Below are 7,980 nucleotides of genomic sequence, written 5' to 3'. Positions count from 1 at the left end.
GGCCACCCCCCTCGCAGCCGCCCCCTCCGGTCCCGCCACCCCCGCCGCCCGCGTCAAGCGCCTCGCGCCCGCGCTCGTCCCCGCGCACAAGAGCGCCGGTGCCGTCCTGCGCAAGGCCGGGCTCACCGGGACGCGGGCCCGCGTGTACCTCGTGCTCGACCGTTCGGGCTCGATGCGCCCGTACTACAAGGACGGCAGCGCGCAGGCGCTCGGCGAGCAGGTGCTCGCGCTCGCGGCGCACCTCGACACCGAGGCCGTCGTGCGGCTCGTCTTCTTCTCGACCGCGATCGACGCGACGGGCACGCTCGCGCTCGACGCCTACGAGGGCGTGGTCGACGCGCTCCACGAGGGCGCGGGCCGGATGGGCCGCACCAACTACGCGCTGGCGATCGAGGAGGTGCGCGCGCTGCACGAGAAGGACGCGGCGGGCGAACCCGGCCTCGTCGTCTTCCAGACGGACGGACCGCCGGACGCACGGACGGCCGCGACGCAGGCGCTCAAGGCGGCCGAGGCCGAACAGCCCGAGCTGCGCTGGCAGTTCGTGTCCTTCGGCGAGACGGAGTCGAAGAACTTCGACTACCTGCGGCGGCTCAGGGCGGGCAACGCGGGCTGGTTCCCGGCGGGCCCCGTACCGAAGGAGCTGACCGACGCGGAGGTGCTCGGCGGGCTGCTGGCCGACTGGCGGCCGCAGGGCTGAGCGAGGCGGCGAGCGCGGCCGGGTCCCGGAGCCGGGGCCCGGCCGTCTCACGTTGGGTGACCGTCCGGCCCCCGGCCGTACCGCCACCTCGCGCGCGGTGTCCACGGAGAGAAACCCCCGGAGCCGGTCTCGCCCGTTCGGCTACGATTTCCGGGATAACAGGTGACCGGCGGACACACCATTCGTCCTCCGCCCCTCACCTTCCGTAGCGACTCGTAGCAGCTTGGGAGCAGCCCCCGATGGCTCGACACCTCATCACCAGCGCCCTTCCGTACATCAACGGGATCAAGCACCTGGGCAACATGGTGGGGTCCATGCTCCCGGCCGACGTCTACGCGCGGTACCTGCGCCAGCGCGGGCACGAGGTGCTCTACATCTGCGCGACCGACGAGCACGGCACCCCCGCCGAGCTGGCCGCCGCCGCGCAGGGCGTGCCCGTCGCGGAGTTCTGCGCCGCCGCGCACGACGCGCAGAAGGCCGTCTACGACGGCTTCTCGCTCGCTTTCGACCACTTCGGCCGCTCCTCGTCCGCGCAGAACCGCGAGCTGACCCAGCACTACGCGCGCAAGCTCCAGGAGAACGGTTTCATCGAGGAGCGCGCGATCCGGCAGGTGTACTCGCCGGTCGACGGCCGCTTCCTGCCGGACCGCTACGTCGAGGGCACGTGCCCGCACTGCGGCTACGACAAGGCGCGCGGCGACCAGTGCGAGAACTGCACGCGCGTGCTGGACCCGACGGACCTGATCAACCCGCGCTCGGCGATCAGCGGTTCGACGGACCTGGAGGTGCGCGAGACGAAGCACCTCTTCCTGCTCCAGTCCAAGCTCCAGGGCGAGGTCGAGAAGTGGATCGACGCGACGGCCGACTCCTGGCCGCAGCTCTCCTCCTCGATCGCGCGCAAGTGGCTCACGGAGGGCCTGCACGACCGGGCGATCACGCGTGACCTCGACTGGGGCGTGCCCGTACCGGCCGACGTGTGGCCGGAGCTGGCCGCCGAGGGCAAGGTCTTCTACGTGTGGTTCGACGCGCCCATCGAGTACATCGGCGCGACGCGCGAGTGGGCCGAGGCGGCGCCCGAGGGCACGGGCCGCGACTGGAAGTCGTGGTGGTACGAGGCCGACGACGTGCGCTACACGGAGTTCATGGGCAAGGACAACGTGCCCTTCCACTCGGTGATGTTCCCGGCGACGCAGATCGGGACGCGCGAGCCGTGGAAGCGCGTGGACTTCCTGAAGTCCTTCAACTGGCTCAACTACTACGGCGGCAAGTTCTCCACCTCGCAGCACCGGGGCGTCTTCACGCACGACGCGCTCGAACTGCTCCCGGCCGACTACTGGCGCTACTTCATGATGGCGAACGCGCCGGAGTCCGACGACTCCTCCTTCACCTGGGAGCACTTCCAGGCGACGGTCAACAAGGACCTCGCGGACACGCTCGGCAACTTCGTCAACCGCGTGCTGTCCTTCTCGCGCAAGCGGTTCGGCGACGCGGTGCCGGAGGGCGGGACGCCGGGCGAGGCGGAAGCGAAGCTCGGCGAGGAGATCGCCCGGCTGCTCGCGGAGTACGAGGAGCAGATGGAGGCGCTCCAGTTCCGCAAGGCGGCGGCGGCGCTGCGCGCGCTGTGGTCGGCGGGGAACTCGTACCTGGAGGAGAAGGCCCCCTGGCTGGAGATCAAGACGGACCAGGAGGCGGCGGCCCTGACCCTGCGGACCGCGATGAACCTGATCCACCTCTACGCGGTCGTCTCCGAGCCGTTCGTCCCGACGACGGCGAAGGCGATGCGGACCGCCTTCCGGCTGGACGGGGACACGGCGACGTGGATCTCCCGGGACGGCGCGAAGTCCCTGGCCGCGGTCCCGGCCGGCACCCCGTTCATCGTGCCACCGGTCCTCTTCGCGAAGCTGACGGACGACGACCTGGAGGTCTTCAAGGAGCGGTTCGGAGGGGCGGAGGACTGACCCCTCCGGGGTCCGGAGGTGGGGCCGCTGCCCGGCGCGGGTGGCGGCCCCGGCTGCGTGTACGGGGGTCAGCCGATGAGCTCGACCGCGCAACGCTTGCCCGTGCCGCGTTGCAGACGCGCATCACCCGTGAGCAGCGTCGCGCCGAGCTGCTCCGCGAGGGCAATGTAGGAGGCGTCGTAGGGCGAGTAGTTGTGGCGCAGCTCCCAGACGCGGAAGAGCAGCCCTTCGTGCTTCACTCGGCGTATCGGAAAGGACGGCAGCTTTCGCATGGCCCTGTCGGCCATGTGCTCCGTGACCTTCCCGGCGCGCAGAAGACTGCGCGTCACGTTGATGAACTCCAGGTCGATCAGCGCCGGGGCGTAGACCTCGGTCATGCCACGCAAACGTTCTCTGGCGGCCTTCCCCTGCGGCCCCTCCTCGTAGTGGAGCGACACCAGCACCGAGTTGTCCAGAACGATCACCGGTCGCGGCCCTCGCGCTGCATCGCGACGATCTCGTCCATGGTCACATCGCTGACCGCGTGGTCGCGCAAATCGTCCAGGACCTCGTCAATACTGGGCCGCCGGGCCAGCTCTTCCACCTCGATACGCAGGTACTCCTGCAACGAGCGCCCGGACTCGGCAGCGCGTCGGCGCAGTATCGCGTACGCCTCGTCGTCGAGATTGCGGATCTGTACAGTCGCCATGCATACAGGCTAGCGCTGGTCCAGCGCCACAGCAGCCACAAAAGCGGCCGGACATCCGTTCGGACATCCGGCCGCGAAAGGCCCGGAACCCAGCCAGGCCAAAACCCGGCCCCTCCAGCGGACCAGGTCAACACCCAGCCACTCTGGGGGGCACCTCCCGGCCGGAGGCTGGGGAGCTTGAGGAGCGGGGGCGCGGGGGCGGAGCCCCCGAATCCGGGGGTGCGGGGGCGAAGCCCCCGGGCGGGGGCCCGGGGCGGAGCCCCGCCCCCGCCTCCCGCTACTTCTGAACCGGCTTCCTGAGCTGGATGTTCAGCTCCCGCAGCCTCGTCTCGTCCAGCTCCGTCGGCGCACCCATCATGAGGTCCTGCGCGTTGCCGTTGAGCGGGAAGGAGATCGTCTCGCGGATGTTCGGCTCGTCGGCGAGGAGCATCACGATGCGGTCGATGCCCGGCGCGATGCCACCGTGCGGCGGCGCGCCGAACCGGAGGGCGCGCAGCATGCCCGCGAACTCGTGCTCGACGGTGTCGCGGTCGTACCCGGCGATCTCGAACGCCTTCAGCATGATCGCGGGCTCGTGGTTGCGGATCGCGCCGGAGGACAGCTCGATGCCGTTGCACACGATGTCGTACTGCCAGGCCAGGATGTCCAGCGGGTCCTTGTGCTCCAGCGCGTCCATGCCGCCCTGCGGCATCGAGAACGGGTTGTGCGAGAAGTCGATCTTCCCGGTCTCCTCGTCCTTCTCGAACATCGGGAAGTCGACGACCCAGCAGAACCGGAAGACGCCCTCCTCGAAGTGCCCGGCCCGCTTCGCGGCCTCGACGCGCACCGCCGACATGATCTTCGAGACCTCGTCGAACTCGCCCGCGCCGAAGAAGACGGCGTACCCGGGGGCCAGCGAGAGGCGTTCGGTGAGCGCCTTCACGTCGTCCGCCGTGAGGAACTTCGCGATCGGGCCCGCGAGCTGCCCGTCCTCGCCCACGCGGACCCACGCGAGGCCCTTCGCGCCCTGCTCGACCGCGTACTCGCCGAGCTGGTCGAAGAACTTGCGGGACTGGCCGGCCGTGTCCGGCACCGGCAGCGCGCGCACGTGCTTGCCCGCGAACGCCTTGAACTCCGACGAGGCGAAGACGTCGGAGATGTCGTGGAGTTCGAGCCGGGCGCGCAGGTCCGGCTTGTCGTTGCCGTACTTCAGCATCGACTCGCGGAACGGGATGCGCGGGAACGGCGAGGTGACCTCACGGCCGCCGCCGAACTCGGTGAACAGCTCCGTCATGAGCTTCTCGACGGGCTGGAAGACGTCCTCCTGCTCGACGAAGCTCATCTCGACGTCGAGCTGGTAGAACTCGCCGGGCGAGCGGTCGGCGCGGGCGTCCTCGTCGCGGAAGCACGGCGCGATCTGGAAGTACCGGTCGAAGCCCGAGACCATGAGCAGCTGCTTGAACTGCTGCGGGGCCTGCGGCAGCGCGTAGAACTTGCCGGGGTTCAGGCGCGAGGGGACGACGAAGTCGCGGGCGCCCTCGGGCGAGGTCGCGGTGAGGATCGGCGTCGCCATCTCGTTGAAGCCGAGCGCGACCATCTTCTGCCGCACGGCCGAGATCACGGCGGTGCGCAGCATGATGTTGCGGTGCATGCGCTCGCGGCGCAGGTCGAGGAAGCGGTACTCCAGGCGCCGCTCCTCGTTGACGCCGTCCTCGGCGTTGATCGTGAACGGCAGCGGCCCGGCCTCGCCGAGCACCTCCACCTCGCCGGCCTCGACCTCGACCGCGCCCGTGGGCAGGTCCGGGTTGACGTTCTCGGCGCCGCGCGAGACGACCTTGCCGTCGACGCGCAGGACGGTCTCCTTGGAGAGCTTGTCGAGCGTCTCGAAGGCGGGCGTGCCGGGGCGGGCGACGAGCTGGGTGATGCCGTAGTGGTCACGCAGATCGATGAAGAGGATGCCGCCGAGGTCGCGCCGATTGTGCAGCCAGCCGCTCAGCCGGACGTCGCTGCCGACGTCGGAGGCGCGGAGCTCGCCGCAGGTGTGGGACCGGTACCGGTGCATCTCTATCCAGTCGCTCGGGTGTCAAGAATGTGGGCGTGCAAAACGTGCGCGTACCAGGTTACCGCCGCCCCGCTCGCCGCCCGGGCGCTGCCCCGAAGCACCCTTCCGACTGGCCACCCCCTCCGCGATCTACGTAAAATACGACAATGGGTAGCGAAAACGTCGCCCCCACCCCCGCCGAAGCACTCTCCGTGCTGCGCACGGGCCTGTGGCGGTGGGACGACGCGGCCGGGACCATCGCCGTGGACGCCGAGGCGGCCCGGCTGCTCGGGCTGCCCGCGCACCCCGTGACGCTCACCGAGGCCGCCGTACGGGCCCGTTTCCACCCCTCCGACTGGAACGAGATCCAGAGCGTCATCACCCTCGCCGCCGCCGAGGAGACCCTGGGCGAGGCACGGCTGCGGGTCATGGACGAGCAGGGCAACGTCGTACGGGTCGTCCGCACCCGCTCCCGCCCCACCCGCCCCGCCGCCCCGCCCGAGGAGGAGGACGTCGCGACCGAGCGCGACGTGGCCGACACCGCGGCGACGTGGCTCGGCAGCGACGTCACCGCCCCGGCCGCGGGCCGCACCTCCCGTACCGGCCCCGGTTTCGTCCTCGTCGGGACCTTGCAGGAGATCACCGAGCCCTCGCCGGGAACCGTCGCGCGGGCACCCGTCACGGGCGACTGGCGGCGCTCGCGCGAAGCGTTCCTGCTCGACGCGGGCCGCGCGCTCGCCGAGGCCCGCTCCACGACGGAGGTCCTGCGAGTCGCCGCCGGGCTCTCCATGCCGGGCTTCTCGCCGGACGGTCTCGCCGTCTTCGGCGTCGAGAACGACCACCTCACCGTCATCGGCCACCACGGCCACCGCAGGGACGCCGCCGCGCCCTTCGCCGACATCCCTCTCGACGCGGACTACCCGGCCGCCGAGGTCGTCCGCACCGGGCGCGCCGTCTACCTCTCCTCGCCGCAGGAGTACCGCGAGCGCTACCCCGCGACGTGGCCGCTCGTCGCCGCCTTCAACCGCAAGTCCTGGGCGTTCCTGCCGCTCGTCGCCTCCGGGCGCACGATGGGCACCTGGCTCGCCGCGTTCACGTACCCCGTCGCCTTCACCGTCGACGAGCGCTCCGTGCTCGCGACCGTCGCGCGGATGCTCGCGCAGGCGCTGAGCCGCGCCGGGATCGCCGACTCGCAGCGCGAGCTGTCCGAGGACCTCCAGCGCTCCATGCTGCCGCGCCTCGGCCCCGCCATCCCCGGCATGAGCCTCGCGGCCCGCTACGTACCGACCGGCGGCGGCCTGCGCGTCGGCGGCGACTGGTACGACATGATCCCGCTCCCCTCGGGCCGTACGGCGCTCGTCATCGGCGACGTGCAGGGCCACGACGTGCGCGCGGCCGGGCTCATGGGCCAGTTGCGGATCGCGGTACGGGCCTACGCGGCCGAGGGGCACCGCGCGGACGCCGTCCTCACCCGCGCCGCGCGCTTCCTGCACGGCATCAGCGAGACGCGCGGCATGGACTCGACGGCGGTGGAGGACGCGGACGCCCTCGACGACCTGGACGACGAGCCGCGCTTCGCCACCTGCCTGTACGTCGAGGTCGACCCGGCGAACGGGACGCTGGAGATCGCCCGCGCCGGGCACCCCGAACCGGCGGTCCGGATGGCCGACGGCACGATGCTGCGCCGCTCCGTCGCGGGCGGCCTCCCGCTCGGCATCGACCCCGACGCGGACTACCCGACGACGCGGCTCGTCCTCGAACCCGGCGAGACGATCATGATGTGCACGGACGGCCTCATCGAGACCGGCGGGCACGACCTCGACACCGGCTGGCGGCGGCTGCGGCGCGCCGTCGAGTCGTACGAGGGCGACGACGTCGAGGGCCTCGCGGACGCGCTGCTCGGCGCCGTCCACGGGCCGGGCGCGGAGCAGGACACGGGGCCGCTGCGACCGCTCCACGAGGACGACATCGCCGTCCTCCTGCTGCGCCGCGCGCTCATCGGCTCCTCCAGCCGGCTGCGCCACCCGCGCGGGCGCCGCGCGATCCTCTCCGTCGCGCAGGCGGAGCCGGAGCGGGTGGCGGGGGCGCGGCGGCAACTGCGCGACCTGCTGCACGACTGGCCGGAGCGCGAGCAGGTCGACTCGGCGGTGCTGATGTGCTCCGAGATGCTCACGAACGTGCTCGTGCACACCGAGGGAGACGCCCTCCTCATCGCCTCCGTGACGGGGCCGCCGGGGGCGCGCCGGATGCGCGTCGAGGTCATCGACGACGACGACACGCTCCCGCACCGCCGCGACCCGGGCGAACTGGCCTCCTCGGGGCGCGGCCTGGTGCTGATGGAACTGCTCGCGGACGACTGGGGGGTGTCGCCGCGGGGCGAGGGGAAGTCGATCTGGTTCGAGCTGCGGGAGGAGGAAGAGGAGGAGGACGAAGACGGCGGGGACGGGGACGTGGAGGGCGTGGGCGAGGGCGGCGGGGCGGACGCGGACGACGGCGGCGCGGAGGGCGCGGGGCGCGAGGAGCCGTGACGAGGTGGGGGTCCGGGACCCCCGTGCGGTCCCGGACCCCTATCCGTACCGTAGAGCGTTACGGACCGTTTTATGTGATTTAACGGTGA

The 7,980-nt window shown here is 71.5% G+C and carries 6 protein-coding genes; 3 read left to right on the top strand and 3 right to left on the bottom strand.

What is annotated here, in order from left to right; all coding sequences use genetic code 11:
* Both G3I42_RS36065 and metG read left to right on the top strand, forming a co-directional pair.
* The coding region (locus tag G3I42_RS36065) for a VWA domain-containing protein (protein WP_239096902.1) at window positions 1-697 on the top strand (697 nt) is incomplete at its 5' end.
* Window positions 698-936: 239 nt separating this feature from the next.
* Entirely contained in the window at window positions 937-2,655 is a 1,719-nt protein-coding gene (metG, locus tag G3I42_RS36060; RefSeq protein ID WP_164291859.1) for a methionine--tRNA ligase, read from the top strand.
* Between the two features lie 68 nt (window positions 2,656-2,723).
* Here the strand turns inward: metG and G3I42_RS36055 are convergent, their stop codons facing one another.
* The 3 genes from G3I42_RS36055 to aspS all read right to left on the bottom strand — a co-directional run bounded on the left by G3I42_RS36055 (window position 2,724) and on the right by aspS (window position 5,384).
* On the bottom strand, window positions 2,724-3,119 hold the full coding sequence (locus G3I42_RS36055; protein ID WP_164291858.1) for a type II toxin-antitoxin system VapC family toxin: 396 nt from the start codon (window positions 3,117-3,119) through the stop codon (window positions 2,724-2,726).
* The gene (locus G3I42_RS36050) at window positions 3,116-3,343 is read right to left on the bottom strand and encodes a hypothetical protein (protein WP_164291857.1); all 228 of its coding nucleotides are present in this window, start codon (window positions 3,341-3,343) and stop codon (window positions 3,116-3,118) included. Before G3I42_RS36050 ends, G3I42_RS36055 begins: the two co-directional genes overlap by 4 nt.
* Window positions 3,344-3,620: 277 nt before the next feature.
* Window positions 3,621-5,384, bottom strand: coding sequence for an aspartate--tRNA ligase (gene aspS / locus G3I42_RS36045; RefSeq protein ID WP_164291856.1), 1,764 nt, complete (start codon window positions 5,382-5,384; stop codon window positions 3,621-3,623).
* A 146-nt stretch (window positions 5,385-5,530) separates the two neighbouring features.
* Between aspS and G3I42_RS36040 the strand changes: the two genes are divergently transcribed.
* Complete coding sequence (locus G3I42_RS36040) at window positions 5,531-7,891, top strand: SpoIIE family protein phosphatase (protein WP_164291855.1); 2,361 nt, start codon at window positions 5,531-5,533, stop codon at window positions 7,889-7,891.
* The last annotated feature ends 89 nt before the right edge of the window (window positions 7,892-7,980 follow it).

Origin of the sequence: Streptomyces sp. SID11385 (assembly GCF_010548245.1) — a bacterium.
Classification (GTDB): domain Bacteria; phylum Actinomycetota; class Actinomycetes; order Streptomycetales; family Streptomycetaceae; genus Streptomyces.
Note: the sequence above shows the minus strand (reverse complement) of the source record. Positions and strands in the feature narration are given on the sequence as shown.